The organism is Pseudogemmobacter sp. W21_MBD1_M6 (genome assembly GCF_052119585.1).
Lineage (GTDB): Bacteria > Pseudomonadota > Alphaproteobacteria > Rhodobacterales > Rhodobacteraceae > JBGQOJ01.
In genome coordinates this window covers 1-26,996 of sequence record NZ_JBGQOJ010000006.1, presented here as the reverse complement: position 1 = coordinate 26,996, position 26,996 = coordinate 1, and the positions used below count along the sequence as shown (strand labels likewise).

Sequence of the window (26,996 nt, the reverse complement as noted above, 5' to 3'; positions counted from 1 at the left end):
AATCAGCGGGGCCAAGGCCACAGTTGCGGCAAACGCCCCCTCATGGGGCATCTGCCTGTTTTTCACGCAAGGGTGACCCCGGTTGACTAGATTTCTGCGGTCAGGCCAACAGCCTCGATGCCGGCAACGGCCGCAATCGCATCATTGTCCGATGAATCGCCCGTCACACCGACAGCGCCCATGATCGCGCCTTTGGCGTCACGCACCAGAACCCCGCCCGGAACCGGCACCAGCTTTCCGTCGAACGCGGCATTGGCCGCCGCGATAAAGAACGCCTGGTTTTCGGCCCGCGCCTGCTGGGCAGTGCCTGCCATTCCCAGCATGACAGAACCGTAAGCCTTACCCTGCGCAATCGCGAACCGCCCCGGAGACGCGCCATCCTGACGCTCGAACGCCTTCACATGGCCGCCTGTATCCAGAACGATAACCGACAAGGGCTTCATCCCCAGCTCGGTGCCTTTGGCCAAAGCCGCCTTGATGATCGTGCGCGCGCGGCGCAATGAAATCTCTGCCATTGTCCTATTCCCTGCCCTGCCGGAAAGGGCATGACGCCCCTCCCTCTTGGTTTCATAAATATCCATATCCCGCCGGATGTCACCGGCGGAACCTTGGGGTCAAGCCGCGCTTTGCGCCTTCAATTCCAGACGCCGGGCGTGCAGAACAGGCTCGGTATAGCCCGACGGCTGAACACGCCCCTTGAACACCAGATCGCAGGCGGCCTGATAGGCGATGCTGTCATAGGCGGGTGCCATTGGCCGGTAGGCCGCATCACCCTCGTTCTGACGGTCGACAACAGCGGCCATCTTTTCCATCGCCGCACGCACCTGCGCCTCTGAGACCACGCCATGATGCAGCCAATTGGCCAACGCCTGTGCGGAAATCCGGCAGGTGGCGCGGTCTTCCATCAGGCCGACGTCATGGATATCGGGCACCTTGGAACACCCGACCCCCTGATCGACCCAACGCACCACATAACCAAGAATGCCCTGCGCGTTGTTCTCGATTTCTTCCGCGATTTCCTGATCGGACCAGTTCTGCCCCATCGCGACGGGGATAGTCAGCAGATCGGCAAGCGTGCCGCGCGGGCCGCCTTTGGCGATCTGGTTCTGCACCTCGATCACGTCCACCTGGTGATAATGCGTCGCGTGCAGCGTCGCCGCCGTGGGGCTTGGAACCCAGGCGCAGTTTGCGCCCGCTTTGGGGTGGCCGATCTTGGCCTCCAGCATCGCAGCCATCAGGTCGGGCATGGCCCACATCCCCTTGCCGATCTGCGCGCGGCCCTGCAACCCGCAGGCCAGGCCGATATCGACGTTGCGATCCTCGTAGGACTTGATCCAGACCGAATGCTTCATCTCGCCCTTGCGCACCATCGGTCCCGCCTCCATCGAGGTGTGGATCTCGTCGCCGGTGCGGTCCAGGAACCCTGTGTTGATAAAGGCAACGCGGGATTTCGCGGCGCGGATGCATTCCTTCAGGTTCGCGCTTGTGCGGCGCTCTTCGTCCATGATGCCCAGCTTGACGGTATTGGCGGGCAGGCCCAACGCGGTCTCGACCCGTGTAAATATCTCGTCGGCAAAGGCCACTTCGTCGGGGCCGTGCATCTTGGGCTTTACCACATAGACGGACCCGGCAACCGAATTGCGCGCGCCTTCGGACTTGGACAGGTCGTGCATCGCGATCACGGTGGTGCAGATGGCATCCATCAGCCCCTCGCCCACTTCCGCGCCATCACGGTCCAGAACGGCGGGGTTGGTCATCAAATGCCCGACATTGCGCACCAGCATCAACGAGCGGCCCTTCAGCACAGAGGTGCTGCCATCCGCTGCCGTGATCACCACATCAGGGTTCAGGCGGCGGGTGATCACGCGGTCCCCTTTGGCGACCTCTTCGGTCAGATCGCCCTTCATCAGACCCAGCCAGTTGCGATAGGCGATCACTTTGTCTTCGCCATCCACAGCCGCGACACTGTCTTCGCAGTCCATGATCGTCGACATGGCGGATTCAAGAACCAGATCGCTGATCCCTGCGGGATCGGACTTGCCGATCTGGCTGTCGGGGTTGATCAGGATGCGCAGGTGCAGACCGTTTCTGACCAGAACCACCTCGGCAAGGGTGCCGTCATCGGCCATGACGCAGCCCGCGAACTGCGCCGGATCGGCCAGTTCGGTCACGCCGCCACCGGTGACCAGTTCCAACACCCCGTCCACAACGGCAAGGCGGGCGACCTGATCCCATTTGGCGTGGCTCAAAGGGGCTGCAATATCCAGATGCGCCTTGGCCGCCGCGATGACCCGTGCGCCACGCGCCGCGTCAAACCCTTTGCCCGTTGGCAGATCACCCATGGCATCGGTGCCATAAAACGCGTCATAAAGGCTGCCCCAACGGGCATTCGCCGCATTCAGCGCATAGCGCGCGTTCATCACCGGAACCACCAGCTGCGGCCCTGGAACCAGCGCGATTTCGGGGTCGACGCTTGTCGTGTCGATCGCGAACGCGGGGCCTTCGGGCACAAGATAGCCGATCTCGGTCAGGAACGCGGTGTAGGCCGCCGCATCATGGGGCTGGCCGCGACGCGCGATATGCCAGCTGTCGATCTGCGTCTGCAACTCTTCGCGGCGGGCAAGAAGGGCGCGGTTTTTCGGGCCAAGGTCATGGACCAGCGTGGAAAAACCGGCCCAGAAGGTATCTGCGCTGACGCCGGTGCCCGGCAGCGCCTCGGATTCGATGAAGTTCACCAGTGCACTATCGACACTAAGCCCTTGCTTTTCCACACGGTTGACCATGGACGGTTCCTTTTCTAAACTTGGTATTCCGTAGTATGCCGGAACAGGTTCGCTCCTGAATATGAAAAAAGTTTCCGATAGGCAACAAGGCGTGGTAATAATATTTTACCAATTTTCACGAGACACTTTCGTCCTTTCCAGATGATTTGCGCGCGCCCCGACATTTGTCGCTGCAATAGCGCACCTCCTGCCAGACCTTCTGCCACTTCTTGCGCCATGCGAAAGGCCGCCCACAAGTGGCGCATATCTTGGTTGGCAGGTCGGACTTCCTGATCTGTTTCGGCATCTCAGAACTCAAAGCTCATCTGACCAGCCGATGCCTTGCCGGATGATTTGCGCAGGCTGCGCCCCTTGGCAACATGCGCGGCGCCGCCCTTGCGGCTGGCATGTTTGCGGATCACCCTTGCGGATTCGCGGCCAAAGGCATCGCCTTTGCGCACCCCCCAGACCGCATCGCGGGCGGCGGCCCCTGCGGCCTTTGCGTCAACAACCGGCGCGGGGTATTTGCGGCCAAGCAGCCCGTCGGCGCGGTCCCATAACCACGGCTCTTGCAGGAACCGGTCGGGAACCCCGGCCAGTTCGGGCAGCCACTTGCGGGTGAACGCGCCGGTCGGGTCCTGATCGTAGCCCTGTTTGACCGGATTATAGATGCGGATGGTGTTCATGCCGGTCGTGCCCGACTGCATCTGGCACTGGCTCCAGTGAATGCCGGGCTCATAATCAGTGAACATCCGCGCCAGATGCGGGCCGGTGCTGCGCCAGTCCAGCCAGAGGTGATAGCTGGCCACCGCCATCAGCATCGACCGCATTCGGAAATTCAGCCATCCAGTGTGCACCAGAAATCGCATGCAGGCATCCACAAAGGGCAGCCCCGTTTCGCCTTTTTCCCATGCGGCAAGGCGGGTGGCGTCGGGCGCACGCGGGCGCAGGGTTTCATAGGCGGAATGCAGGCAGCGGATCTCGATCGCGGGCTCGTCCTCCAGCTTTTGCATAAAGTGGTCGCGCCACGCCAGACGGCTGGTAAAGGACGCGATGCTGCCTGACCAACCGTCGCGCGCGCCTGCCACCTCTGCCTTGCGGGCGGCAGCGGCATGCGCCGCCTCGCGCGGGGAAATCACCCCGGTGGCCAGATAGGGCGAGAGGCGCGAACAGGCCCATTCACCCTGAACCGGCGAGGACATCGCCCGGCGATAGTCGCGGCCCCGTTCCGTCAGAAACCCGCCCAACGTGGACAGCGCCAGATCGCGCCCGCCCTTTTGCCGCCCGTGGCAGGGGTCGAACCCCATGCCAAGATCGCGCGCGTCGGGCACCGCACAGGGCGCCATCCCGTCCAGCCCGCGCAGGGCTGCGGGCGTCGCCACCAGTGGCGCGCGCATCACCTTGTCCCGCGCCGCCGCCCAGCCATCGCGGTTCCGCAAGCGCCGCACGATACCGGATTGCGGCAGTTCCACCCAGTCTATCCCGTTGCCCCGCGCCCAGGCCCCCACCGCCAGATCACGGCGAAACGTCCAAAGGTTGCCGGTTTCCTCAAGGCTTATGATCCGCGTCGCGCCGTGGCACGCCACCAGATCGCGCAACACCTGAATCGCATCGCCCGTCACCACCTGCAACGGCGCGCCCAGCGCCGCCAGATCACGCCCCAGCGTCGCCAGACATTCCGCCGTGAACCGCCATTGCCGCGCCGAGGTATCGGGCAGCGCCCAATACTCCGGCTCGACAATATACAGCGGCAGAACAGCACCCTCGCCCGCGGCGGCCAGGGCCAGCGCGGGATGATCGGAAATGCGAAGGTCGCGCTTGAACCACAGAATCGTCGTCATGATGCATGGAACATATAGCGAACAATCGTAGCGGCAAGCCCGCGATTACGGATTGACCGCAGGTTCGGTTGCAGGTTCGGTCGTGGTCTCTGGCTGTGTCGTCGGTTCCGTAGGTGTTTCCATCGGCGTCGCGGCGGGTGCCTCGGGTGCAGGTGCGGTTTCCGTTACAGGTTCCGTCGCTTGCGGCGCGGTGGTCTGGCCGTCATTGACGGCCGTCGGCGTCCAGAACAAGAACAGGGCAACCAACACTGCAAGAATAACGATTACCGCCAGAACGACACTGGACATCGGTCTTTTACGACCTCCGCCGCTTTTTCCTGCATTGGTATCACGTTGTGACATGACAGCACTCCTTTTGCATTGCGATCCCCCGCGCCACAGACGTTGCAGCCGGGATCGCATCACACTAACGTCCCCGCGATGAGTGATGCATTGACGCACGACAAAGGAGACGCGCCGTGAAAGACAGCAGCCCCGCCAAGATACATCTGTCCGACTACACCCCGCCGGCCTATCTGGTGGACAGCGTGCATCTGACGTTCCGTCTGTCGCCCGATGCCACCCGCGTCATCAGCAGGATCACCTTTGTGCCCAATCCCGCGACGCCATCGCGGCATTTCCAACTGGACGGCGAGAACGTCAAACTGATCTGGGCCAGAATCGACGGTCAGCCCGTCACGCCGGACATCCACCCCGAATTCCTGACCTGCACCGCCCCCGACGCGCCGTTTGTCTGGGAATCCGAGGTCGAGATCGCGCCTGCGTCGAACACCGCCCTTGAGGGGCTTTATATGTCGTCCGGCATGTATTGCACCCAGTGCGAGGCGCAGGGCTTTCGCAAGATCACCTATTACCCCGACCGCCCCGATGTGATGGCCGTGTTCACCGTGCGCATCGAGGGTCCGGCACCTGTGCTTTTGTCCAACGGCAACCCTGTGGCGCAAGGCGATGGCTGGGCCGAATGGCACGACCCCTGGCCAAAGCCCGCCTATCTGTTCGCGCTGGTCGCGGGCGACCTGATCGCGCATCCGGGGTCTTTTACCACCATGTCGGGCAAGGACGTGGCGCTGAACATCTATGTCCGCAAGGGCGACGAGGGCAAATGCGCCTTCGGGATGGAGGCGCTGAAGCGGTCGATGACATGGGACGAGGAGGTCTATGGCCGCGAATACGATCTGGACATCTTCAACATCGTCGCTGTTGACGATTTCAACATGGGCGCGATGGAAAACAAGGGGCTGAACATTTTCAACTCCTCCTGCGTGCTGGCCTCTCCCGAAACCTCGACCGACCAGAACTTCGAGCGGATAGAGGCGATCATCGCGCATGAGTATTTCCACAACTGGACCGGCAACCGGATCACCTGCCGCGACTGGTTCCAGCTGTGCCTGAAAGAGGGCCTGACCGTCTACCGCGACCAGCAGTTCACCGGCGACATGCGATCCCATGCGGTCAAGCGGATCGACGATGTGCTGGCCCTGCGCGGTCGCCAGTTCCGCGAGGATAACGGCCCGCTGGCCCATGCCGTTCGCCCCGACAGTTTCGTCGAGATCAACAATTTCTACACCGCCACGGTCTATGAAAAGGGGGCCGAGGTGATCGGCATGTTGAAACGGCTTGTGGGCGATGCCGACTATGCCCGTGCGCTGGACCTCTATTTCCTGCGCCACGACGGGCAGGCCTGCACGATCGAGGATTGGCTGAAGGTGTTCGAGGATACCACAGGCCGCGACCTGACCCAGTTCAAACGCTGGTACGAACAGGCGGGCACCCCGCGGCTGAACGTGACCGAGGAGTTCAGCGACGGCACCTACAGCCTGACATTCACGCAAAGCACCCCCGCCACCCCCGACCAGCCGCACAAAGACCCGCGGGTCATTCCGATTGCCGTGGGCCTTTTGAACCCCAATGGCGACGAGGTGGTGCCGACCACCGTGCTGGAAATGACCGAAGCCACCCAGACCTTCACCTTTGGCGGTCTTGCGGCGCGGCCCGTGCCCTCGATCCTGCGGGAGTTTTCGGCCCCCGTGATCCTGTCCCGCGACAGCACCAACGCAGAGCGTGCCTTTCTGCTGGCCCATGACACCGACCCGTTCAATAAATGGGAGGCGGGCCGCGCCCTGACCAAGGACGTTCTGGTGCGGATGATCACAAAGGACGCCGCCCCCGACACCGCCCTGATGGAGGCGCTGACAACCGTCGCACGCGACGACAGCCTTGATCCGGCGTTCCGTGCCCTGTGCCTTGGCTTGCCCGGTCAGGACGATCTGGCGCAAACCCTGTTCGATGCGGGCATAACGCCGGACCCCGCGCGGATCTACCTTGCGCTGCAAACGCTGGCGCAGGCTATCGCGCAGCACATGCAGGACCTGCTGCCGCGCCTTTACGCGGGTATGCAGGTCGAAGGCCCCTATTCCCCCGATGCCGGCGCCGCAGGCCAGCGGTCGTTGCAACAGGCCGTGCTTTCGCTAATCTCGCGGCTGGATGGCGGGGCGCAGGCGGCCAGACAATACGAATCGGCGGATAACATGACGCAACAATTGGGGGCCTTGGCCTGCCTGCTGGATGTGGGCAGGGCCGACACGCAGCTTGCCGCGTTTTACCAGCAGTGGCAGGGCGACCGCCTTGTCATGGACAAATGGTTCGCCTTGCAGGCCAGCCGCAGCGCCCCCGAGGTGTCGGCAGATGTGGTGGCGCGGCTGACACAGCACCCCGATTTTGAGTGGAAGAACCCGAACCGGTTCCGGTCCCTGATCGGAGGGCTTGCGGCGAACCCCGCCGCGTTTCACGACCCCTCGGGGACATCCTATGCGCTGGTGGCGGACTGGCTGATCAAGCTGGACCCGCTGAACCCGCAGACGACCGCCCGCATGACCACCTTGTTCGAAACCTGGCGCCGATATGATGCGGACCGTCAGGCGATGATGCGCGAGGCGCTGACGCGGATCAGGGACACACCGGATCTCAGCCGCGATGTGTCAGAAATGGTCGGCCGCATTCTGGGCGCCTGACGCAACCGGGGCCGGACGATTATGACGTCCGGCCTGTGCTTTTCCCCTTAATGCCCGATGAAAACCTGTGTGATGTCACGTTGTCGCCCCAATCCGGTGGCAAACTAGGGATGTGTTCGTATGAAGGATGTATCTCGTGCAAAGCGTTTATTGTCGGCCTTATCCCTTTGGAAATGACAGGATGGAAACCAGGATGTTCACAAGATTGTCCAGAATGATCGCAAATTTCCGTCCAACGGCGCGGCTTACGACCGAAATGGGTATCTCTGAATTCAACGCAGGACGCGGAACCGATCACGCCGCCGGAACGCCCGACAACGTGTCACAGCCCAAGGACCGGCCGCGGAATGTGCATGACATCGAACAACTGGCACGTGCCGGTGGCTGGAGTGACATCGCCAAAAGCCTGCGCACCTCCGACAGGCTGCACCGCCAGGGCGCGCTGTCCATAGCCTGAACGGCTTAGTCCCTGTTTCGGCCAGTTTTGGCCCATGACGCACAGACGTCATTAAACCGTTAGCCGGTTGTCATAGAGCTGTTGTATTTTTGCGCGAGGAGCGCTTATGCAACATCGTATCGACCCTTTGATCGCAGAACGTGCCCCATGGCTGTTTCACCGCCATGCAGGGCCGATGCGGCATGGACTGATGCGCCTGCTGGGCTACCCCAGAACCGTGGCGCTGGCGGCGGCGATGGACCAGCATAACGCCCAGGGGATCATGGCCGCGATGGGCGCGCTGCTGGCCCGCGATGTCGAGGTGACGGGGCTGGAAAACATCCCGCGTCAGGGGGCCGCGCTGATTGTCGCGAACCATCCGACGGGAATAGCTGACGGCGTGATCCTTAGCCATCTTCTGGCCCGCACCCGCCCCGATCACTACTTCTATGCGAACCGAGACATCCTGCGGGTGCTGCCGCAAATGGACGCGATGATCGCCCCGGTGGAATGGCGGCATGACAAGCGCAGCCATGCCAAGACCCGCGAAACCATGGCCTTTACCAGAACGGCCGTCAATCAGGGACGGCTCGGCGTGATCTTTCCGTCGGGGCGTTTGGCGAAACGGCGGGGTCTGCGGCTATATGAACGGCCATGGATGGCCTCTGCGGCGATGCTGGCGCGCAAGTTCGACCTGCCGGTGATCCCCGTCAATATAAGGGCGCGGAATTCTGCGTTGTTCTACCTGTTCGACCTGATCCACCCGACGCTGCGCGACATCACCCTGTTCCACGAGACCCTGAATAAGGACCGCCAGCCCTACCGCGTCACTGTCGGAGAGGCGATCTCGCCCAGCGCCCTGCCCGCCACATCGGACGAGGGCATAGAGATGCTGCGCCGCGCCACCTTGGCCCTTGGCGGCAGGCACGCGCCCACGGTGTCGCTGATCGACAGCTCCCGGCGGCACGTCTGGTCCTGACCGATCAGGGCCTTGGTTTAGGGCGAACCGACCCGGACAACCGGCAATAGCCCTGATCGCGCGTCCAGGCCGACATCGCGTCGCGCTTTTGCGCGCTTCGCATCGGGCCCCAGTCGGCGGCAACGCCGCGCCAGCGCCCGTCCTTGATCGCGATTGCCCGATCCCGAGGCACGGTTCTGGCCATAATCCGCACCGCGCAGGACAGGTTTGCAGCCCCGCTTTGCAACGCCGCCCCCGATGTCGCGGCGCAGCCGTATCCGCGCGCAGTCGCGGGCAGGATCTGGAACAGCCCGTACCAAAGGTCGCCTCCGCCCACCGCCTTTGGCCTCCAGCGGCTTTCATATTTCGCAAGCGCCGACAGCATCCCGACCCAGAAGGCGCGGCGCTGTTCGGGGGGCGCATCCAGGTAGGCGGGGCACCATCCGGCGATGTCGCGCGGCACTGTCTGTTCCAGCCCCTTCCCGTGGGTGCGCAGCGCCACCAGCGCGGCCTGCGTCCAAAGTGCGCCTTTGGCATGATGATCCCATTGGGTGCGGGGCAAGGCGCCCTGACGCATGGGGGGCGGATCGGCAGGGCCGGCAGCGGCAGCCGTGCAAAACGCCACCAGACAGAGGACAAAAAGGGGGGCCTTTGGATACATGCGCGGACTTTGCCGAAACAGGGGCCGCTGCGCAAATGGTTTGCGCCCTTTGGCAGCCACACCGGCAAAGCATCGCCATCGGCAAGGTGACTGCCTCTCGACATTTCGCGCTGCGGATGCGATGCATCGGCCCCAGCGTTGAATGGGATCGCAGGAACAGGTCTTCGGTATGAATTTCGTGGTCTTTGTGAACGGGGCGGTCCTTAGCTTTCTTGCCATTCTTATGGGGATCGACGCGGCGCTGTTCCCTGAAACAGCCTCGGTCTTTGTTATTTCCGCAGTTCTGACGCTGACAGTGGGCGTTTGCCTGTGCATATCCGCCTCGACATCCCTAGGGGAAATAGACCGGCGCCACGCATTCCTGATGACCGCAACCGTCTGGCTGACCGCCGCCGCAGCCGGGGCGTTGCCATTATACATGTGGTCCATGTCCCTGACAGATGCGTTTTTCGAAGCGATGTCCGGCATAACCACCACCGGATCAACGATCATGAGCGGGCTGGACACGACGCCAAAGGGTATCTTGCTGTGGCGCGCGATGTTGCAGTGGCTGGGCGGGGTCGGCTTCATTGTGACTGGGATTGCCCTTCTGCCTCTGATGAAGGTCGGGGGCATGCAGCTTTTTCGCACCGAAAGTTCCGACAAGGGCGAAAAGGAACTGCGCAGCGCCGCCGGTTTTGCGGGCGCCACGCTTTGGATCTATGCCTCGCTGACGATGGCCTGCGCCGTGACCTACGCACTGGGCGGAATGGGCGCGTTCGACGCGATCACCCATGCCATGACAACCCTGTCCACAGGGGGCTATTCGAACTATGATGCCTCGTTCGGGCATTTCGAAAGCGGTTTTTTGCAATGGGCCGGAACCCTGTTCATGGTCTTTGGCGCCCTGCCCTTTGCTTGGTATATTCGCGCGGTAAACCGCCGGATTTTGCACAGCGAGCAGGTCGTGGCCTTTCTTGGTATGCTGGGCGTCGTCATTTCCGTTCTGACCCTCTGGCGGGTGGCGACCAGCACCGTCGGGCCGTTGGACGCGCTGCGTCAGGTGGCGTTCAACGTGGTCTCTGTGGTGACGACGACGGGCTACGCCACGACGGATTACACCGCCTGGGGGGCCTTCGCCACCGTTGGCTTTTTCGTGCTGACGGCGATCGGCGGGTGCACCGGATCGACAGCGGGCGGCGCAAAGACGATGCGCTGGCTTATTCTGGTCCGCAGCATCGGCGCGCAGATCCGCCAGATCCACAGCCCGCACCGCGTGTACCGGCCCAAATACGAAGGGCGCCCGATCGAACCCGATGTCATTTCCGGTGTGACTGCCTTTTTCACCTTCTATTTCCTGTCAGCGATCATCCTGACGGTCCTGCTGGATCTGGCGGGGCTGGACTTTACAACCGCCGTCACCGGCGCGCTGACCGCGCTTGCCAATGTGGGCCCCGGCATCGGACAGACCATCGGGCCGTCGGGCAACTTTGCCTCGCTGGACGATTTGCCGAAATGGATCCTTGCCTTTGGCATGTATGTCGGGCGGCTGGAAATGCTGACCGTGGTCGTGGTTCTGACCCCCGCCTTCTGGCGCAGCATACGCTAAGCGCATCGCCCCCTTGCCGCCCCCTGCCGCCGCGCATAAAAGAGGCGGACCAGATACAGGACGTGACCCATGCTTGACCTTACCTACACCGCCCCCGCCCCCAAAGTCATCGCCGGCGCGAAACATGACTGGGAACTGGTCATCGGGCTGGAGGTTCATGCGCAGGTTGCGTCCAAAGCGAAACTCTTTTCCGGCGCCTCGACCAAATTCGGCGCAGAGCCGAATTCCAATGTGGCCTTTGTGGACGCGGCCATGCCCGGCATGTTGCCCGTCATCAACGAGTATTGCATTGAACAGGCGGTGCGCACAGGTCTGGGGCTGAAGGCCGACATCAACCTCTACTCTGCCTTCGACCGCAAGAATTATTTCTACCCCGATTTGCCGCAGGGCTACCAGATTTCGCAACTGTATCACCCGATTGTCGGCGAGGGCGAGATCATCGTCGACATGGCCCCCGGCGTTGCCCGCCGCGTGCGCGTGGAACGCATCCATCTGGAACAGGACGCGGGCAAGTCGATCCACGACATGGACCCCAACATGTCCTTCGTCGACCTGAACCGAACCGGCGTGGCCCTGATGGAAATCGTCTCGCGTCCCGACATCCGCGGCGCGGACGAGGCCGCGGCCTATGTCGTGAAACTGCGCCAGATCCTGCGCTATCTTGGCACCTGCGACGGCAACATGCAGAACGGCAACCTGCGGGCCGATGTGAACGTGTCGGTCTGCCGCCCCGGCCAATACGAGAAATATCAGGAAACGCAGGATTTTTCCCACCTCGGCACCCGCTGCGAGCTGAAGAACATGAACTCCATGCGGTTCATCCAGCTTGCGATAGATTTCGAGGCCCGCCGCCAGATCGCCATTCTGGAGGACGGCGGTTCGATCATTCAGGAAACCCGCCTGTATGATCCCGACAAGAACGAGACCCGCTCGATGCGCAGCAAGGAAGAGGCGCATGATTACCGCTACTTCCCCTGCCCCGACCTGCTGCCGCTGGAGATCGAGCAGGAATGGGTCGATGCGATCAAGGCCTCGCTGCCGGAACTGCCCGACGAAAAGAAGGCGCGGTTTGTAACGGATTTCGGCCTGTCCGAATATGACGCGTCGGTCCTGACCGCCGAAGCCGAAAGCGCCGCCTACTTCGAGGATGTGGCCAAAGGCAATGACGGCAAGCTGGCCGCGAACTGGGTCATCAACGAGCTTTTCGGCCGTCTGAAAAAAGACGACAAGGGCATTTCGGACTGCCCCGTTTCGCCAGCGCAGCTGGGCGGGATCATCGCGTTGATCACTAAGGGTGACATTTCCGGCAAGATCGCCAAGGACCTGTTCGAAATCGTCTATACCGAAGGCGGCACCCCCGCCGAGATCGTCGAGGCCCGCGGTATGAAGCAGGTCACCGACACCGGCGCCATCGAGACCGCAGTGGACCAGATCATCGCCGCGAATCCGGATCAGGTCGATAAAGCCAGGCAAAACCCGAAACTGGCCGGCTGGTTCGTCGGGCAGGTGATGAAAGCCACAGGCGGCAAGGCGAACCCCGCCGCCGTCAACGCGATTGTCGCAGACAAGCTCGGCCTTTAGATCGCAAAATATCGCGCAGCCCCCGACATCCGCCGCTATCCCTTGTGGGTCGGCGGGTGTTCGCCACTTCTGCGCAAAAAAACCAAGCAAATCTTGGACTTGCGGCACAAACTTCGTTAATGTCGGGACTGCTGTTTTATGGGAGGTATTTTTATGCCCAAGTTTGAATACAAGGTGGTTCCGGCCCCCTCACGCGCCGAACGCGTACGCGGCATAAAGGGAACGCATGCCCTGTTTGCCAATACATTGGCGTCGATCATGAATGAACTGGGGCGTGAAGGCTGGGAGTACCAGCGCGCCGATACCCTGCCCTGCGAAGAACGCTCGGGCTTTACCGGCAAGACGACAACCTTCCAGAACATGCTGGTCTTTCGCCGCGTGATCGAGGCACAGGTTGAACCGGCGGCGGTCACGCCCCATGTGGGAACAGAACCGGCGCATTCACCCGTCTTGTCTGTGGCCACCCCGTCCAACACAGCGCAGATCAAGGCCTCCGGCCTGACCTCGCAGCCCCCCGAGACCGGAAACGCACCTACCTTGGGTGCAGCGCTCGCCAAAGATGACAGGTCGGGCGTCGCTGCGGAATAACCTCTTACCGGATCTTCTCGGTCCAAATACTCATGTCTCACCCGAACGGCACAGGGCGTTTTTCGAGTATTTTTTCCGAGAAGAATCTAGGCGACATCCAAGGCCAGCGCGTGAATCCGGGCAACCAGATCACGCCCCAGCGCCGCATGGACAGCGCGGTGCCGGGCGATCCGGGACATCGGGCCAAAGGTCGCCGCGCGGATGCGGACGTTGAAATGCGTCTCGCCGCCTTCACGGTGGCCGGCATGCCCGCGGTGGCTTTCACTGTCATCCACAACCTCCAGCACCTCAGGAGCGAATGCGTCTTGTAGTTTAATGCGAATTTCGTCTTCAACTGCCATTTTTTCGTCCTTAACCCCTTCTATCTGCCTACCAAAACACTAGACTGTCCAGTCCGAGTCGGAAAGGTAAACCCATGGCAAAGAACGATCCCTTCGGTTTTGATATGTCGGTCTCTTCTGCGAAAAAGAAGAACCCGCGCGGCCGTCGTGGCATGTCCGGCGCATTCGAAACCTCGCAACGAGCCTGTGAACACCCGGGGTGTCAGGAATCCGGTCAGTACCGTGCGCCAAAATCGCCCGATGTGCTGGATGACTACTATTGGTTCTGCAAGGACCATGTGCGCGAGTATAACCTGAAGTGGAACTTCTTCAACGGAGCCACGGATGAGGAATACGAAGAGCAGATACAATCTGACCGCGTCTGGAATAGAGACACTAAGCCCTTTTCCAAAGCCACAGAGGAACAGCGCGCCTGGGCACGTCTGGGCGTTGACGACCCGCATCAGGTTCTGGGCGCGAATGCTACCCAGAACCCCGGCAAGTCCATCACCGGCACGCGCAAGCTGCCACCGACGGAACGCCGCGCGATCGAGGTGCTGGAGGCAAAGGATCACTGGACCAAACCCGAGATCCGCAAGTCCTACAAATCCCTGATCAAGGTCCTGCACCCCGACATGAACGGCGGCGACCGCTCTGACGAGGAAAAGCTGCAAGAGGTTGTCTGGGCCTGGGACCAGATCAAGGACAGCCGCAACTTCCGCGACTGATCCGCACGGACAAACACAAAGCGGCGCCAGAGGGTCTCTGGCGCCGCTGTGGTATGACTGGTGGGCTTTGGCTAGGCTGCGATAAATTTCAGCGACACGCCGTTCAGGCAATGGCGTTTTCCGGTTGGCGGTGGCCCGTCGTCGAAGATATGGCCAAGATGGCTGCCGCACCGGCGGCAATGCACCTCTGTCCGGGTTGAAAACAGGCTGCGGTCTTCTTTGGTTGCAATCGCATTCGGCAGGCTCTGGAAAAAGCTGGGCCAGCCCGTGCCGCTGTCGAACTTGGCCTTGGATGAATACAAAGGCAGGTCGCACCCGCGACAGATATAAATACCTTCGGCGTAGTTCTTGTCCAGCGGGCTGGAGCCGGACCGCTCTGTGTCCTCCTGCCGCATGACCGCATATTCGGTGTCGGTCAGCATTGCGCGCCATTCAGCATCGGTGCGGCTGACCTCGAACGTCCCCTCAGAGGCGGAAACCCGCACGCCCAAAGACATGGCTGCTGCTGCGCTTGTCGACAGGGATAGAAAATGTCGGCGTTTCATTTCACTTCTCCTCCGGATTGCAGGGAAATCGTGACGCATGGCCCGCGGTTCCGCAAGCGCGGGCCATGCACTTATGCGTGACGCGTGTGTTACATCGCGGGCAGCATAACCTTGTCGATCACATGGATCACACCGTTCGACTGCATGACGTCGGCGATGGTCACATTGGCCACGTTGCCCTGCTCGTCGGTCAGTTTCACCATGTCGCCCTCATAGGTCGCCTGCAATGTGCAGCCACCAAGGGTCGGAACCGGATGTGTGCCTTTGTCGTCGGCAATCATGCCCTTCAATGCATCCAGCAGCACGGCCTTGCCGACAACATGGCAGGTCAGGATCTTCGTCAATTGGTCCTTGTTCTCCGGCTTCAGCAAAGTCTCGACCGTGCCGGCGGGCAGCGCATCAAAGGCGGCGTTGGTTGGTGCAAACACGGTGAACGGGCCTGCGCCCATCAAGGTCTCGACCAGACCGGCTGCCGTGACCGCGGCGACCAGCGTTGTGTGATCGGCAGAGTTCACGGCGTTCTCGACGATGTTCTTGTCCGCGAACATTTCTGCGCCGCCAACCATGGGGTTCATCGGCGAATGGCTTGCCGCAAAGGCGGTCGCGCCGGAAAATCCGATGGCAAATGCCGTGGTCGCGGCAATAATATGTTTCATAGTCATGGGTCGTCTCCGTTGTTTGCACCCAAAGCTGATGCCCTGGTTACAAAGAGATACGCAAAGCGCACCGACAAGGTTTCAAAGTCTCAGAATTATTCTCGATAAATGCCAGAACGCTCCGAACTCCCTTGTTCTTCTTGGTAAAAATATCCTCGAGCGAAGCGCAAAACGCCGCTTTGAAAAAGCGGGGCGAGACAAAAAAATGACGCCCCTAGGCGTCACCTTTCTTTTAAATTTCGGTGATGGCGCCCGTGGCCAGCACATCGCCCGTCGGTGCTCCCGTCGGAGAGCCTCCGGGGGGTTCGTCACTGATTGCAAGGATCGCGCCCGCCAATTGCAGCCCCATACCCGCAGGCACCGTCAGGCTGGCTTTTTCGCTATCGGGCAAAACCCCCAGCGACACAGGTGCACCGCCCGGTGCGATGACCCACAGTTCCAACGCACGCCCGCCCCTTGCGCCGCCCGAGGCACGGGTGATCTGCAATTGCTCGCGTCCGGCATCATAGAAGGCAACCAATTGCACCTCTGCGTTCGCATCCCCCACCTGGGTGATAAAGCGCGGACCCTCGGCCACCTGTTGCGCGGGCGGGGTCTGGCTCAGCACAAACGCCAACCCGGCCACCGCCGCAAGCGAGGCAAAGCTGACGCCGCGCCAGAACGCGACACTGGCCCACCAGCCCGATTTTTCCGGCGCGCCGAACAACTGCCCTTCGATCTGCGTTTGCAGACGCGCGGGCGGCGCGACCGGGGCGATTTCCTGCGCGAAGGTCACAAGGCTTTCTTCCCAGAACCGCACCTCTGACTGAAGGGCCGGATCACGGGTCAGGCGGGCGGCAAAGTCCTTCCGCGCCTCAAGCGTCAAAAGACCAAGCACATATTCGGCAGCCTCTTCGCTATGTGTTTCATGATCCGTCATCTTTGCAGACACTCTCTCAATTTCAGCAGGCTGCGCCGCAGCCAAGTTCGCATTGTGTTCACCGGCACGTCGAAATGTGCCGCAAGTTCCTCGTAACTGAACCCTTCCAGATAGGCACCGCGCACGGCCCCGGCCTTTGCGTCGTCCAGTTCCCCCAGACAGCCGTCGATCCGCCGGCGCTCTGACGCGGCGATGGTCTGGGCCTCTGGTCCCGGCGCCTGGTCGGCAAGGTCGAAGGCCTCGTCGATCCGGTCGGTGCGCGGTTTGCGCGCCCTGATCCGGTCAATCGCCTGATTGCGTGCAATCGCGATCAACCATGTCATCGGGCTGTATTCTCCCGACGCATAGCGATCCGCATTGCGCCAGATCTTGACGAACGCCTCTTGCAGAACATCCTCTGCCTCCGAGCGATCATTCAAGATACGCAGGACGACGCCGAAAAGTTTCGCCGATGTCGCAGAGTAAATCGAGGAAAAGGCAGCGCGGTCGCCAAGGGCCATCCTGCCGATCCAGTGTTCAATCTCGCTTGTAGTACTCATCGATGAGGTTTTTCCGTCAACTGAGGGCATCTGTTCCTGTGATAAGACCAGTTAATATTCAACAATGCCAGAGCAAGATGAAATCACCGCGTGACGTTGACCTTGGCCGCTTTATCTTTCACAACAACGACAGCACAAGGCGCACCGCGCCCGGACATAAACCCAAAATCCCCGAAAGAGGACAGTAATGGCGGACGGCACTATGGATATTACAGCCAAACCGACCGAGGAAATCTCGGTCCGCGAGGTTTTCGGGATTGATACGGATATGGTGGTCAAGGGCTTTGCCGACCGCACAGACCGCGTGCCCGACAACGATTCAACCTACAAGTTCGATCCCGACACGACGTTGGCGATCCTTGCGGGCTTTTCCCACAACCGCCGCGTGATGATCCAGGGCTATCATGGCACGGGTAAATCCACCCATATCGAACAGGTGGCAAGCCGTTTGAACTGGCCCACCGTGCGCGTCAATCTGGACAGCCACATCAGCCGGATCGATCTGATCGGCAAGGACGCCATCAAACTGGTGGGCGGCAAGCAGGTGACAGAGTTTCAGGAAGGTATCCTGCCCTGGGCCCTGCGCACCCCCACCGCGATCGTGTTCGACGAATACGATGCAGGCCGCGCCGATGTCATGTTCGTGATCCAGCGCGTGCTGGAAGTGGACGGGAAATTGACGCTTTTGGACCAGAACAAGGTCATCACCCCGCACCCCTATTTCCGCATCTTCGCCACGGCGAACACCGTCGGTCTGGGGGACACGACGGGTCTGTATCACGGCACCCAGCAGATCAATCAGGGCCAGATGGACCGCTGGAGCCTTGTCGCCACGCTGAACTACCTCAGCCACGACGCCGAGACCGCGATCATCCTGTCCAAGAACCCAACCTACAACACCGAAAAAGGCCGCCGCACCATCAGCCAGATGGTGACCGTTGCCGATCTGACGCGCACCGCCTTCATGAACGGCGATCTGTCCACCGTCATGTCGCCACGCACGGTGATCGCATGGGCGCAGAATGCCTCGATCTTCCGCAACATCGGCTATGCGTTCCGCCTGTCCTTCCTGAACAAATGCGACGAGCTGGAGCGTCAGACCGTCGCCGAGTTCTATCAGCGCTGCTTTGACGAGGAACTGCCGGAAAGCGCCGCAAGCCTGAGCCTGGGGTGATGTTTCGCGCCTCCTGTGTTGCCCTGTCCTTGGGCGTTCTGGCCGCCCCCCCCGGGGTCGCGGCCACGCAGGATGCGCTCTACCCTGCAGCACAATGCGCGGCCCTGTGGTATGGATATGGCGACTATGCAAAGGCCTCGGCTTATCTTGAAGGAGAGGACGAGGCCCATGCAACCGCCGACGGGTTCTACCGGACCGCGATACGCCTGAACGACGGCGCGGCAGCGGCCATAGACAGCTTTGTCGCGGAACAACGCCCCCTTATGGCGCTGATGATAGAGGCCTATATCTATGGCCACGACAAACAAAGTCAGGACCTGTTCGAAAGCCTGAGCCAGATATGCAGCGACTTCGCTGCGACCCAACCCGAGACGCGGATACAGCCATGACCCAATCCGACAACCCCGCCGATCCGTTCAAAAAGGCCCTTGCCGAGGCCACCAAGGTCATGGCCAACGACCCTGACATGACGGTCAGCTATTCGGTCGATCCTTCGGGCATGACCGGCGACACCATGCGCCTGCCGCAGGTCAGCCGCCGTATGACCCGCGCCGAGGTTCTGTTGGCACGCGGAACCGCCGACGCCTTTGCGCTGCGCCACCGGTTCCACAACGACGCGACCGGTGCCCGCTATGCGCCCGATGGGCAAATGGCGCGCGACCTTTACGAGGCGATGGAGACCGCCCGCTGCGAGGCCGTGGGCGCCCGCGCCATGCCGGGAACCGCAGGCAACATCGACGCCAAGATCGGCCACGAGGCCGACCGCAAGGGCTATGCCCAGATCACCGAGGCCAGTCAGGCCCCGCTTGCCACCGCCGCAGGGTATCTGATCCGCCATCTTGCCACGGGGCGCGACCTGCCTGCCGGTGCGCAGAACGTGATGAACCTGTGGCGCGGGTTTATCGAGAATCAGGCCGGTGCAACGCTGGACAACCTGCAAGACACCCTGACCGACCAGGCCGCCTTTGCCCGCTTTGCCCGCCAGATCATCAGCGATCTTGGCTACGGCGACCAGTTGGGCGACGACCCCGACGCGCAAGACCCCGACGAAGAGGGCGGCGAGGAGGAGACCAGCCAGGAGGACGAGCAGCAGGACAGCACCGGCGACGACGACTCCGGCGAGGAGTCAGAAGCCTCTCCAGAGCAGTCGCAAGACCAGCAGCAGGACCAGCAGCAAGCCAGCGTCACGATGGACGACATGGCCGATATGGAGTCGGGCGACGAGGCGGAAATGCCGGATGGCGAAGCCCCGATGGAGCCGCCCGCCCCTGCCCCCGTGTCCGATGCCGACCCGAACTACGCCGTTTACAACGCCGCCTTCGACGAGGAAATCAAGGCCGAGGATCTGGCCGAACCCGCCGAACTGGAACGCCTGCGCGCCTATCTTGACCAGCAGCTGGAGCCGCTGAAAGGGGCCGTGTCTCGCCTTGCCAACAAGTTGCAGCGCCGCCTTCAGGCGCAGCAGAACCGTGCATGGGAGTTCGACCTCGAGGAAGGCACGCTTGACGCGGGTCGGCTGGCGCGTGTGGTGGCCAACCCGACCACGCCGCTGTCCTTCAAGGTCGAGAAGGACACCGAATTCCGCGATACCTGCGTGACGCTTTTGCTCGACAACTCCGGTTCGATGCGCGGCCGCCCGATCAGCATCGCCGCGATCTGCGCCGATGTTCTGGCCCGCACGCTGGAACGCTGTCAGGTCAAGGTCGAAATCCTGGGCTTTACCACCCGTGCCTGGAAAGGCGGCCAATCGCGAGAGCAGTGGCTGTCAGAGGGGCGCCCGCAACAGCCCGGCCGCCTGAACGATCTGCGCCACATCATCTATAAATCCGCCGATGCCCCGTGGCGTCGCGCGCGGCCCAATCTGGGACTGATGATGAAAGAGGGACTGCTGAAGGAAAACATCGACGGCGAGGCGCTGGAATGGGCGCACCGGCGCATGGTCGGGCGGCCCGAGTCGCGCAAGATCCTGATGGTGATTTCCGATGGCGCGCCGGTCGATGACAGCACCCTGTCGGTCAACCCCGCGAATTATCTGGAAAAGCACCTGCGCGACGTGATCGCCATGGTCGAAAAGCGCCGCGCGGTGGAACTGATCGCGATCGGCATCGGCCATGATGTGACCCGCTACTATACTCGCGCCGTGACCATCACCGATGTCGAACAACTGGCCGGTGCGATGACCGAGCAGCTGGCCGGTCTGTTCGACAGCGATCCGCGCAAACGCGCCCGCGTTCTGGGCATGAAAAAGGCCGGATAATGTTCCAGACCTTCACCGCCGCCACCCGCCCCGAAGATGGCCTGCCGCGCCTTGCCGCGTTGCGCCGTGAACTGGTGCGCGATGGCTTGGACGGGTTCCTGATTCCCCGTGCCGACCGGCATCAGGGGGAATATGTCGCCGATTGCGACGCGCGGCTGGCATGGCTGACCGGCTTTACCGGATCGGCGGGCTTTTGCGCCGCGTTGCGGGATCGCGCTGGCGTGTTCATCGACGGGCGCTACCGTGTGCAGGTCAAGGCGCAGGTGTCGCCCGATGTGTTCACGCCGGTGCCGTGGCCCGAAACCAAACTGGCCGACTGGCTGCAAGACGCACTGCCCCATGGCGGAATTATCGGGTTCGATGCCTGGCTGCACACGGCAGACGAGATCGGAAAATTGCGCGCGGGGCTGGAGCACACAAAGATCACGCTGATCGCCACCGAAAACCTGGTGGACCGGATCTGGGCCGATCGCCCCGCCCCGCCGCAGGGCAAGATCACCGCCTATCCGGTGGAACTCGCCGGGAAAACCAGCGCCGAGAAACGTGCCGACTGTGCCGCGCGGCTGACAAAGGCCGACCAGCGTGCCGCCGTGCTGACCCTGCCCGACAGTATCGCCTGGCTGCTGAATATCCGTGGCACCGACCTGCCATCGCTTCCCGTGGCACAGGCCTTTGCGCTGCTGCACGATGATGCCCGCGTGACCCTGTTCACCGATCGGGCCAAGCTGGCAGAGCTGCCGCTTGATCCGCAGATCGAAGTTCTGGACTGGTCCGCCTTCGACGCGGCCCTTCTGGCGCTGTCCGGCCCCGTGCGTGTCGACCGCAAAACCGCCCCCTATGCCGTGTCCACCCTGCTGGCCGACGCAGGCATCAAACTGCACTATGCCGACGATCCCTGCATCCTGCCCAAGGCGTGCAAAACCGAAGCAGAGATCGCCGCGACAACTGTGGCACATTTGCGCGACGGCGCCGCCATGGTAGAATTCCTGTGCTGGCTTGATGAAAACGCGCCGTCCGGTTCGCTGACGGAAATCGACGTCGTACGGGCGCTAGAAGGGTTTCGCCGCGCCACCAATGCCCTGCGGGGTATCAGCTTTGACACCATCTGCGGCACCGGCCCGCATGGCGCCATCGTGCATTACCGCGTGACCGAGGACACCAACCGCCAGATTGCAACGGGCGACCTGTTGCTGGTGGACAGCGGCGGGCAATATATCGACGGCACCACCGACATCACCCGCACGGTGCCGATCGGCCCCCCGTCCGACGACCACCGCGCCTGCTTTACCCGCGTTCTTCAGGGGATGATTGCCATAAGCCGCGCGCGCTGGCCCTTGGGGCTTGCCGGGCGCGATCTGGATGCCCTGGCGCGGATGCCGCTTTGGCAGGCCGGACAGGACTATGACCATGGCACCGGGCACGGCGTGGGGGTGTTCCTGTCGGTCCATGAGGGCCCGCAGCGGATCAGCCGTGTTTCAGACACGCCGCTGGAATCCGGCATGATCCTGTCGAACGAGCCAGGCTACTACCGCGAGGGCGCCTTCGGCATCCGCATCGAGAACCTGATCGTGGTGCAACCCGCCCCCGACCTGCCGCAAGGTGATGCGCGAAAGATGCTGTCTTTTGTCACACTTACCTATGTTCCCATCGACAGGCGGCTGATTGACGCTATGGTGCTGTCAGCGGCGGAACGGGAATGGCTGAACGCCTACCACGCCGCAACATTTGAAAAGATTTCGCCACGCGTCAGCGCATCCGCGCGCGTATGGCTTGCCGCCGCAACAGCCCCCATCTGACATTAAACTGTCATGCTCCGGGGCTATTGCGGCTGAAACGAGGGGGAAAAACATGTCTGACACAATTAAAATCCGTAAGTCCGAAAGCAGCTGGGTTGTTCGCGCTGGCGGCGCCATACTGGGCGAATCCAGCGACGCGCTGGAACTGACCGAAGGCGACAGCGAGCCTGTCATTTATTTCCCCCGCACCGACATCGCGATGGCTTTCCTTGATACATCCGACACGACCAGCACATGCCCTCACAAGGGCACGGCAAGCTATTTCTCGATCGTCACCAAATCCACCACGATTCGCGACGCAGCATGGTCCTACGAGACGCCCCGGGACAGCGCCGAGGCGATTGCGGACTATCTGGCGTTCTACCCGGACAAGGTCACCGTCGAAAGCGTATGAGGTTCAGAAAACAGTGCGCAGCGGCCAGACCTTCAGGCCGCTGCGGCACGACTTATGTGCGATAGTCGCGCATCACGGCCTCTGCGATGGTATCGCGGGTCAAAACCCCCAACACATTCTCGGGCCGCGGAATGCGCCGATCCGGCGAGACGACAACCGCCGCATGACCACGGTCGACCATATGCGTCATCGCGGATTGCAGGAACGAGGTTTCGCGCACCACCCCGACCGGCCCGATCAGCGGCCCGATCACCCGGCCCGGATGCGCGGGGTCAACCGGCACGATCCCGACGATAAACCGCCCTTCGGTGACCAGCGCGAAACTGCGCGCGCCCTCTTGCACCGGCGACATGGATACGGACTGCGGCAGGTCTTCCTTGGCGAATATCCCTGCAACCGGTTCCATCACTTCGCGCGCCATGCGGATCGCAAACATATGCGATCTGCGGTCGCGCGGAATATGATGCCCACGGCGTGCCAGCTTGGTCGTGTAGATGTCCTGCGGCGAAAGCCCGCTGCGCACCCCGACAGCACAGACCACCGCAACGATGGCGGCCAGGGTGATGGAATAATCCCCGGTCATCTCGAACAGCATCATGATAGAGGTCATCGCCGCGCCCGTTGATCCGCCGACGATCGCCGCCATGCCGATCAGGGCAAAGGTGACAGAACTGAAGCCAAGATAAGGAAAGGCCATATCCAGAAGCGCACCGAAGGTGCCGCCAAGGGCCGCGCCCAGAAACAGCGAGGGCGAGAACACCCCGCCCGAAGACCCGCCTGCAAGGCTGATAGAGGTTGCCGCCATTTTAAGAAAGAACAGCAGCAGCAGGAAGCCCGGCGCACTGATCTGGCCGGTCAGGATCGCCTCGATTGTGGCATAACCGACGCCTGCGGTGTGATACATTCCCGTCGTTTGCATCAGCACATAGAACATCACGCCCAGCGTGGTCATGGCGACGATGTTCTTGATGTAGTCGTTCACCTTGATCCGGTTGAACAGATCCTCGGTGCCGTAAAGCACCTTGACGAAAATGGTGGCGGCGCCGCCGGCAATCAGGCCGAACAGCACATAAAGCGGCAGCATATCGACCGACAACGGCACGAACAGCTCTGGCCGCTGGTAGGCCGCGACCAGAAAGGCGGGTTCGATCCCGAAGGCCAGCCGCCCCATATAGGTTGCCGTGCCGGTGGCCAGAACCACGGGCAAAAGGGTGCGGGCGCTGAATTCCGGCAGCATCAGTTCAATGGCAAACAGCACAGCGCCCAACGGGGTGTTGAACGTCGCCGCGATCCCCGCGCCTGCGCCTGCGGCCACAAGCGTGATGACCTGCCATGTTCTAAGGTTGAAATACTGCCCCAGAACCGACCCGATCCCGGACCCGATCTGGATGATCGGTCCCTCGCGGCCCACCGACGCCCCTGATCCGATGGACAAGGCCGAGGCCAGCGATTTGATGACCACGACCGCTGGCCGGATCTTTCCGCCTTTGTAATAAATCGCGTCCATCACCTCGGGCACACCATGGCCCTTCGCCTCTGGCGCATAGCGCTTGACCAGAAAGACCACGATCAGGCCACCGATGACCGGCGCCAGAATGACGAATGGCCCATAGGGGCCGGGCTCTGTCGCGATGTTGGCATCATAGTGCAGCGAGAATTCGCCAAGAAAGAAGATGTTGTGAATAACCGAAATCAGCATCCGCAAAAGGATCGCCCCAAGGCCGGTCACAACCCCGACCGCGACGGACAGAAGCGCCAATGTGATTGCAGAGGCTTGCCGGTTGTCGACTGTGCTGGTCTTTGTCATCCGCGAGACGTCCCGATCCTTGGGATACGCCCACAAGTCGCTGAAAAAGCGCGCTTTGGACGTTATCGTTGAGCTGGCAGCCGGATTCGACTGTTGCGTTCGGCCTACTCTTTTGTCAATTGAGATGCAAACAGGTCAACCCCCTTCGAATTCGCCGTCTGGCCTGAACTGAAAGGACGATCATATGCCTGTACGCGCGGAACGCCGCCGTCTGCACCTTCGCCGCGATACGATCAAGATCCTGCTGGCAGCCTCGGTTTTCGGAGCGGTCTATTTCCTGTTTCTGTCGCTACAGAATGACCGTGCCCAATCCTATTTCGAAGACCTGCGGCGCACGAACCCGGACCTGTATCTGGACAACCTGCGAAAAAGCGATGGCTTTGCGGAATACGTCGACACATTCCGCCTGCTCGAAGGGTATTATACGGACAAGATCGCCGCTCCGCCTTTTCTGGTCGGGCGCTGGACGATGAAACCGGCCCCACAGCGCATCGCCTCGGGAACCGTCTTTGCCGATTGCAAGGACCCTATCGTGTTCGAGCAAGGTCTGGTGGAATTCGCCCGCGACGGAATCAAGACCCAACATCAGGTGACCTACAGGATCATTGGTCAGAAGGTATTTCTGAACGGCGAAGACATCAACCATCTGGCGGTGACCATGGTCAGCTACGGGGCTGCGATCGACCATCTGGAACTGGTCCCACCCGGTCGTGACCAAACCCACTACGCCTACCCTTGTGGCACCTGAGCCTTAGGCCGCGTCAGAAAAATGCGTCAAAGCAACGTCGCCAAAGGATCGGGCGGCACCGCTTCGGGCTTTCCCAGAGTGCCCGCTTGGCCTAGTCTTCCGAGTGTTGGCACCAAGGGAACAAAGGTATGACAATCCAGACTGCACTTTCCGAATTACATACCGTTCTGGGCGATCGTTTAAGCCGTTCCGCTTCCGATCTTGAAATCCATGGCCGGTCAGAGGTTCATTTTGCCGACGCGCCCCCCGATGCCGTGGCCTACCCCGAAACCACAGAGGAGGTCAGCCGCATCATGGCGATCTGCCATGCCAATGACTGCCCCGTGGTCGGCTGGGGCACGGGCACCTCTCTGGAAGGGCACGCCTTGGCGGTGCGTGGCGGGGTCACCGTTGATTTTACACGCATGAACAAAGTGTTAGAGGTCAATCTGGAGGATATGGATGTTCGCATCCAGCCCGGCCTGACCCGCGAGGATCTGAACCGTGAACTGCGCGCCACGGGCCTGTTCTTTCCCGTCGATCCCGGTGCGAACGCCTCGCTTGGCGGTATGGCCTCGACGCGGGCCAGCGGCACGACTGCCGTGCGCTATGGCACCATGCGCGACAATGTTCTGGCGCTGGAGGTGGTGCTGTCCGACGGGCGTGTGATCCGCACCGGCAGCCGCGCGCGCAAGACCGCCGCAGGCTATGACCTGACCGCGCTTTTCGTCGGGTCCGAAGGCACGCTTGGCCTGATCACCGAACTGACCCTGCGCCTGCGCGGCCAACCAGAGGCGGTTTCAGCCGGGATCTGTTCCTTTGCCACCATCAGCGACGCGGTCAACACCGTGATCGCCACGATCCAGATGGGTATTCCAATGGCGCGGATCGAATTTGTCGACGCCGCCACCGCCCGCGCGTTCAACGCCTATTCGGGCGCAAAGATGCAGGACGCGCCGCATCTGATGGTCGAATTCCACGGATCGCCCGCCGGTGTCGCGGAGCAGGCCGAACGCTTCGGCGAAATCGTCGCCGAGATGGGAGGAAGCCCGTTCAAATGGTCGTCCGAGGTCGAAGACCGCAACGCGCTGTGGAAAATGCGCCACAATGCCTACTACGCCATCGTCGCCTCGCGGCCGGGATGCACCGCCATGGCCACCGACATCTGCGTGCCCATCTCGCGATTGGCTGAAGCCGTTGAACAAACCATCGAGGACATCGAAAAAGGCACCATCCCTGCCCCCATTCTTGGCCATGTCGGTGATGGCAACTTCCATGCGACGATCCTGATCAAAAAGGGCAACGCGGCAGAGCTGGCAGAGGCGAAAGCATTGTCGCACCGCATGGCCCTGCGCGCGCTTGCCCTGGGCGGAACCGTAACAGGCGAACACGGCGTCGGCATGGGGAAACTGAGCTATATGGAGGCAGAGCACGGCCCCGCCTGGGAGGTCATGTCGGACATCAAGCGCACGCTGGACCCGACAGGCATCATGAACCCCGGAAAAATGGTCAGGACCAACTGACTTTTTTGCGCTTCGCGCGAGAGTATTTTTAGAACAAAGTATAAGAAATCATCCGGGCACCTCTAAAAATTGCGCCTGATCTGACGGCGGTGTAGACATTGGGCCAGTGTGAGATGGAGGCTGGTTGTCATGGCGCAGATGGGTTTTTTTGATCTCTCGGATCGTTACGCGAGCCTGGATGCGAA

The 26,996-nt window shown here is 61.7% G+C and carries 26 protein-coding genes; 14 read left to right on the top strand and 12 right to left on the bottom strand.

What is annotated here, in order from left to right; genetic code table 11:
- Positions 1-86: 86 nt before the first annotated feature.
- The 5 genes from ACEN2R_RS08780 to ACEN2R_RS08760 form a co-directional block, all read right to left on the bottom strand.
- Positions 87-515, bottom strand: a complete 429-nt coding sequence (locus ACEN2R_RS08780; protein ID WP_442041298.1) for a GlcG/HbpS family heme-binding protein — start codon at positions 513-515, stop codon at positions 87-89.
- 99 nt (positions 516-614) lie between these two features.
- Positions 615-2,783 (bottom strand): malate synthase G, encoded by a 2,169-nt coding sequence (locus tag ACEN2R_RS08775; RefSeq protein ID WP_442041296.1) that lies wholly within the window; start codon positions 2,781-2,783, stop codon positions 615-617.
- 115 nt (positions 2,784-2,898) lie between these two features.
- The gene (locus tag ACEN2R_RS08770; protein WP_442041294.1) at positions 2,899-3,069 is read right to left on the bottom strand and encodes a DUF2256 domain-containing protein; all 171 of its coding nucleotides are present in this window, start codon (positions 3,067-3,069) and stop codon (positions 2,899-2,901) included.
- A gap of 1 nt (position 3,070) precedes the next feature.
- Complete coding sequence (locus ACEN2R_RS08765) at positions 3,071-4,603, bottom strand: FAD-binding domain-containing protein (protein WP_442041292.1); 1,533 nt, start codon at positions 4,601-4,603, stop codon at positions 3,071-3,073.
- 45 nt (positions 4,604-4,648) lie between these two features.
- The gene (locus ACEN2R_RS08760; protein WP_442041291.1) at positions 4,649-4,945 is read right to left on the bottom strand and encodes a hypothetical protein; all 297 of its coding nucleotides are present in this window, start codon (positions 4,943-4,945) and stop codon (positions 4,649-4,651) included.
- Between the two features lie 116 nt (positions 4,946-5,061).
- On the opposite strand from ACEN2R_RS08760, the gene pepN reads away from it, so the two are divergent.
- From pepN to ACEN2R_RS08745, 3 genes are all read left to right on the top strand, one after another.
- On the top strand, positions 5,062-7,614 hold the full coding sequence (gene pepN, locus ACEN2R_RS08755) for an aminopeptidase N (RefSeq protein ID WP_442041289.1): 2,553 nt from the start codon (positions 5,062-5,064) through the stop codon (positions 7,612-7,614).
- Positions 7,615-7,828: 214 nt separating this feature from the next.
- The gene (locus ACEN2R_RS08750; protein WP_442041287.1) at positions 7,829-8,071 is read left to right on the top strand and encodes a hypothetical protein; all 243 of its coding nucleotides are present in this window, start codon (positions 7,829-7,831) and stop codon (positions 8,069-8,071) included.
- Positions 8,072-8,177: 106 nt separating this feature from the next.
- On the top strand, positions 8,178-9,029 hold the full coding sequence (locus tag ACEN2R_RS08745; protein ID WP_442041285.1) for a lysophospholipid acyltransferase family protein: 852 nt from the start codon (positions 8,178-8,180) through the stop codon (positions 9,027-9,029).
- A 4-nt stretch (positions 9,030-9,033) separates the two neighbouring features.
- Here ACEN2R_RS08745 and ACEN2R_RS08740 read toward each other — a convergent pair whose 3' ends face one another.
- Positions 9,034-9,669 carry a transglycosylase SLT domain-containing protein gene (locus tag ACEN2R_RS08740; protein ID WP_442041283.1) on the bottom strand — a complete coding sequence of 212 codons (636 nt, stop codon included), beginning with the start codon at positions 9,667-9,669 and terminating at the stop codon, positions 9,034-9,036.
- 169 nt (positions 9,670-9,838) lie between these two features.
- Between ACEN2R_RS08740 and ACEN2R_RS08735 the strand changes: the two genes are divergently transcribed.
- The 3 genes from ACEN2R_RS08735 (at position 9,839) to ACEN2R_RS08725 (ending at position 13,426) form a co-directional block, all read left to right on the top strand.
- Positions 9,839-11,257 carry a TrkH family potassium uptake protein gene (locus ACEN2R_RS08735; protein ID WP_442041281.1) on the top strand — a complete coding sequence of 473 codons (1,419 nt, stop codon included), beginning with the start codon at positions 9,839-9,841 and terminating at the stop codon, positions 11,255-11,257.
- A 69-nt stretch (positions 11,258-11,326) separates the two neighbouring features.
- Positions 11,327-12,838 (top strand): Asp-tRNA(Asn)/Glu-tRNA(Gln) amidotransferase subunit GatB, encoded by a 1,512-nt coding sequence (gatB, locus tag ACEN2R_RS08730; protein ID WP_442041279.1) that lies wholly within the window; start codon positions 11,327-11,329, stop codon positions 12,836-12,838.
- A 153-nt stretch (positions 12,839-12,991) separates the two neighbouring features.
- Entirely contained in the window at positions 12,992-13,426 is a 435-nt protein-coding gene (locus tag ACEN2R_RS08725) for a DUF4177 domain-containing protein (protein ID WP_442041277.1), read from the top strand.
- 86 nt (positions 13,427-13,512) lie between these two features.
- On the opposite strand, the gene ACEN2R_RS08720 is transcribed toward ACEN2R_RS08725, so the two are convergent.
- A complete protein-coding gene (locus ACEN2R_RS08720; protein ID WP_442041275.1) occupies positions 13,513-13,767 on the bottom strand; it encodes a BolA family protein in 255 nt (84 codons plus the stop codon).
- 74 nt (positions 13,768-13,841) lie between these two features.
- Between ACEN2R_RS08720 and ACEN2R_RS08715 the strand changes: the two genes are divergently transcribed.
- Positions 13,842-14,474, top strand: coding sequence for a DnaJ domain-containing protein (locus tag ACEN2R_RS08715; RefSeq protein ID WP_442041273.1), 633 nt, complete (start codon positions 13,842-13,844; stop codon positions 14,472-14,474).
- 71 nt (positions 14,475-14,545) lie between these two features.
- Here ACEN2R_RS08715 and msrB read toward each other — a convergent pair whose 3' ends face one another.
- The 4 genes from msrB to ACEN2R_RS08695 all read right to left on the bottom strand — a co-directional run bounded on the left by msrB (position 14,546) and on the right by ACEN2R_RS08695 (position 17,133).
- On the bottom strand, positions 14,546-15,019 hold the full coding sequence (gene msrB, locus ACEN2R_RS08710; protein ID WP_442041271.1) for a peptide-methionine (R)-S-oxide reductase MsrB: 474 nt from the start codon (positions 15,017-15,019) through the stop codon (positions 14,546-14,548).
- 89 nt (positions 15,020-15,108) lie between these two features.
- Positions 15,109-15,675 (bottom strand): fasciclin domain-containing protein, encoded by a 567-nt coding sequence (locus ACEN2R_RS08705; RefSeq protein ID WP_442041552.1) that lies wholly within the window; start codon positions 15,673-15,675, stop codon positions 15,109-15,111.
- 232 nt (positions 15,676-15,907) lie between these two features.
- Positions 15,908-16,594, bottom strand: a complete 687-nt coding sequence (locus ACEN2R_RS08700) for an anti-sigma factor (RefSeq protein WP_442041269.1) — start codon at positions 16,592-16,594, stop codon at positions 15,908-15,910.
- Entirely contained in the window at positions 16,591-17,133 is a 543-nt protein-coding gene (locus tag ACEN2R_RS08695) for a sigma-70 family RNA polymerase sigma factor (RefSeq protein WP_442041267.1), read from the bottom strand. Before ACEN2R_RS08695 ends, ACEN2R_RS08700 begins: the two co-directional genes overlap by 4 nt.
- A 187-nt stretch (positions 17,134-17,320) precedes the next feature.
- Here ACEN2R_RS08695 and cobS point away from each other — a divergent pair, with 187 nt between their 5' ends.
- From cobS to ACEN2R_RS08670, 5 genes are read left to right on the top strand one after another with little or no spacing between them, the layout of a single operon-like run.
- Positions 17,321-18,307, top strand: coding sequence for a cobaltochelatase subunit CobS (gene cobS / locus ACEN2R_RS08690; protein WP_442041265.1), 987 nt, complete (start codon positions 17,321-17,323; stop codon positions 18,305-18,307).
- Positions 18,307-18,696, top strand: a complete 390-nt coding sequence (locus ACEN2R_RS08685; RefSeq protein ID WP_442041263.1) for a hypothetical protein — start codon at positions 18,307-18,309, stop codon at positions 18,694-18,696. The genes cobS and ACEN2R_RS08685 overlap by 1 nt, the downstream gene beginning before the upstream one ends.
- Positions 18,693-20,564: a cobaltochelatase subunit CobT gene (gene cobT, locus ACEN2R_RS08680; protein WP_442041262.1), complete on the top strand. Its 1,872-nt coding sequence runs from the start codon at positions 18,693-18,695 to the stop codon at positions 20,562-20,564. The genes ACEN2R_RS08685 and cobT overlap by 4 nt, the downstream gene beginning before the upstream one ends.
- Complete coding sequence (locus tag ACEN2R_RS08675; protein ID WP_442041260.1) at positions 20,564-22,360, top strand: aminopeptidase P family protein; 1,797 nt, start codon at positions 20,564-20,566, stop codon at positions 22,358-22,360. The genes cobT and ACEN2R_RS08675 overlap by 1 nt, the downstream gene beginning before the upstream one ends.
- A gap of 52 nt (positions 22,361-22,412) precedes the next feature.
- Complete coding sequence (locus ACEN2R_RS08670; protein ID WP_442041258.1) at positions 22,413-22,754, top strand: DUF427 domain-containing protein; 342 nt, start codon at positions 22,413-22,415, stop codon at positions 22,752-22,754.
- 52 nt (positions 22,755-22,806) lie between these two features.
- On the opposite strand, the gene ACEN2R_RS08665 is transcribed toward ACEN2R_RS08670, so the two are convergent.
- Positions 22,807-24,561, bottom strand: a complete 1,755-nt coding sequence (locus ACEN2R_RS08665) for a chloride channel protein (protein WP_442041256.1) — start codon at positions 24,559-24,561, stop codon at positions 22,807-22,809.
- Between the two features lie 184 nt (positions 24,562-24,745).
- Between ACEN2R_RS08665 and ACEN2R_RS08660 the strand changes: the two genes are divergently transcribed.
- Positions 24,746-25,309, top strand: coding sequence for a hypothetical protein (locus ACEN2R_RS08660; RefSeq protein WP_442041254.1), 564 nt, complete (start codon positions 24,746-24,748; stop codon positions 25,307-25,309).
- Between the two features lie 128 nt (positions 25,310-25,437).
- Positions 25,438-26,811, top strand: a complete 1,374-nt coding sequence (locus tag ACEN2R_RS08655; RefSeq protein WP_442041252.1) for an FAD-binding oxidoreductase — start codon at positions 25,438-25,440, stop codon at positions 26,809-26,811.
- The last annotated feature ends 185 nt before the right edge of the window (positions 26,812-26,996 follow it).